We start from the raw sequence: 2,466 nt of genomic DNA, 5'->3' as shown, positions 1-2,466 counted from the left end.
ATTGCGATGATGCAGTGGTGGTCGGATTATCTGGATGTAAACCGTGAGGGGTACGTTGCGCCGTATATTTATGCGAGAAGCTGTCGGGAAAATGAAAAGAGCAGAGTCAGTGGTTAAGGCGTTTCTACCCTTCTCTTAGCGAAAAGGTTAGTAAGGGGCCATGCAATACAGGTGGCCCCAACCAGACTCACTTAACCTTTTGGCTCGATACCAAGGCGCTTTAACTCTGCCCGGGCAAGCGTTTTCAACCAATTACCGAGACTCATCCCTGCATCCGCCGCTGCCGATTCGAGCTGCGCTTTCAACTCAGGATGAATGCGCATATGGAACGGAGGCGATTTTCCTGCACCGCGCGCCTGACTATCCCTGATTGACATGTGTACACCTAAAGCGTAGAGTAACATTTAGGTGTACACCCTATCATGGTAATACCGGTCAAAACAACGCCCCAACAGTGCTGTAACACTGCCAGGGCGTCTAACCACAACATTAAGGAGATTAATGCTATGGCTGATATCGATTGTAACACGAGCACGCCTTATCAATCACTGGCGGAGTGCGATAGCCTCTATTCTGCCATGAGTGCCGCACTGGCTCATCTGGACTTCGCAAGCATGAACAAGGATGAGTTGTCGCTGACCGCCTATTACTGTGCCGAGGCGCGCACCGGACTTTGCCATTGCCTCAATTTTATCGGTGATGCACCGATCACCTTTGCCGAGAATGAGGTCTACGAATCCACGCCTGAGAGCCTGTGCCAATGAGGTCATGGGCTGACGGCAATTTGCCTTGCTTATACCTGCCCTCACCGATATGCAAGAGCGCACACAAGCGCAGACAAACAAGATAACAGTCTGACTATGATATAACCCCAATCGTCAGTGAAGATAGTTGGGGTATATTTACGAAGAGTCTTGCATTAACGAATTATTCTTCGTTGCCGCTCGCATTTTTTATCATCATCTTTTCAAATAAAGATTTCATTTCTTTTCTCCACCAAAGAACATTCCTAAACCCAACCATATAAAAGCCATGGGCATTATTTTAAAAACACCTGACTTAGGTTCAACCATTCGATTCCTTGAAATTAAAAAGTGTTAAATTATCGACACACCGTTTAAATTTAACATGATGAGTAATGATAGCATCGTAACGTCAGCCCAGGTCATAAGGAGACGTGTTATGCAAAAACATGATTCATTTGCAAAAGCTGGCAGCAAGATGTCCGACTGGGTGACAGTTAATGAAGCTGTTCACATTATGAAAAAACAAGCCAGTCTGGATTTATCAGATAGTGATGTATACAGATATGCGGTGTGCAATAAACTGCACTTATCGATTTACTTTCAATCGCCAATTAGGCTTAGAAAGGTAAGATTGTCAAAAGGTAAAATACACCTGATTAAAATTGATGATTCACTGGTTGACCGTCTATGTTTACTTGACAGTTGCAGTTTTTTTAACAGAAACGATTTAATACCCTGCACAATAGGTGAATACATTTCGCCTCATTCCAAAATCATCGACACAGCGTTAGTTGGACATGAACACATTGAAATACAACAATTATTGGCAACTACGCTTCATCTACATCGTCCATTACAACAAAGTTGTGGCATAAATTATGGTATCTCAGTCATACATGCCGGAGAGTTATTTCAGGTGTTCGAAATATGTTCATATTCCGATAGAATAAAACGGCAAATGATGAGGTTACCCAAAGCCTTAGCGGAAAAGGTAAAACAGAATATTCCATCCTGCTACCTGAGAGATCATTGCAAAACGAGGCATTTTCCTATCTATCATATCCCTCGGGATGCTTGTTTTGTACTCCGTCAGGCAGAACTTAATAAACTGCGTAGATTGTTATCAAGAAAAAATTCAACAACCCAATCATCCACGCGTATATCATCCCCGCTAGCACGTTATTTTTGGCTTGCTTGTAAGCATAATGAAGTCATCACTCCATTAATTAATCAGCCGTATAAGCTGGTATCTATCTTTGAGCAGTGGGCGCTGGCTGATGGGTTCAGTGATCGACTCAGTGGCGACACACTGAAAGCAGCGCTTGAACGCGGGAAGCCTCATATATTTAAAGGATAAAGTTTAATACGGGGATCGTTATCTTAAAGCCAATGTTATTTATTGGATGACCCTCAAACGAGTACCAGCTTTATGCTATTCAAAATAGCCTAACTGGGTGCGTCAAAACTCCCCGTAGAAGTCAGTCAGCCATTCACGAGAGCAGACCAGCGCTCATGCTGACAACACGCGTTATTGCTCGATAATGTGTTAATGGCAGATCTGCGCTAACTCGTCTTCCGAGAGACCCGTCATTTTCATCACCGTGGCGTCATCCATGCCATTCTGCCGCATGTTGCGGACAACTTTGAGTATTACTGCGAGTCGGCCTAGTTCATACCCTATTTCAAACCCTGTTCTAAACCCTCTCCTAAATCCTATTTC

The 2,466-nt window shown here is 43.8% G+C and carries 3 protein-coding genes; 2 read left to right on the top strand and 1 reads right to left on the bottom strand.

From position 1 onward, the window contains the following. Window positions 1-191: 191 nt before the first annotated feature. Window positions 192-377, bottom strand: a complete 186-nt coding sequence (locus J5224_RS24945) for a hypothetical protein (RefSeq protein ID WP_264627904.1) — start codon at window positions 375-377, stop codon at window positions 192-194. 129 nt (window positions 378-506) lie between these two features. On the opposite strand from J5224_RS24945, the gene J5224_RS24940 reads away from it, so the two are divergent. After that, window positions 507-764, top strand: a complete 258-nt coding sequence (locus tag J5224_RS24940) for a hypothetical protein (protein ID WP_264627903.1) — start codon at window positions 507-509, stop codon at window positions 762-764. Window positions 765-1,182: 418 nt separating this feature from the next. Then, complete coding sequence (locus J5224_RS24935; protein WP_264627902.1) at window positions 1,183-2,103, top strand: hypothetical protein; 921 nt, start codon at window positions 1,183-1,185, stop codon at window positions 2,101-2,103. Window positions 2,104-2,466 lie beyond the last annotated feature (363 nt).

The organism is Candidatus Symbiopectobacterium sp. NZEC135 (assembly GCF_025962695.1).
The sequence above is the reverse complement of the archived record's forward strand: the minus strand, read 5'-3'. Positions and strand labels throughout refer to the sequence as shown.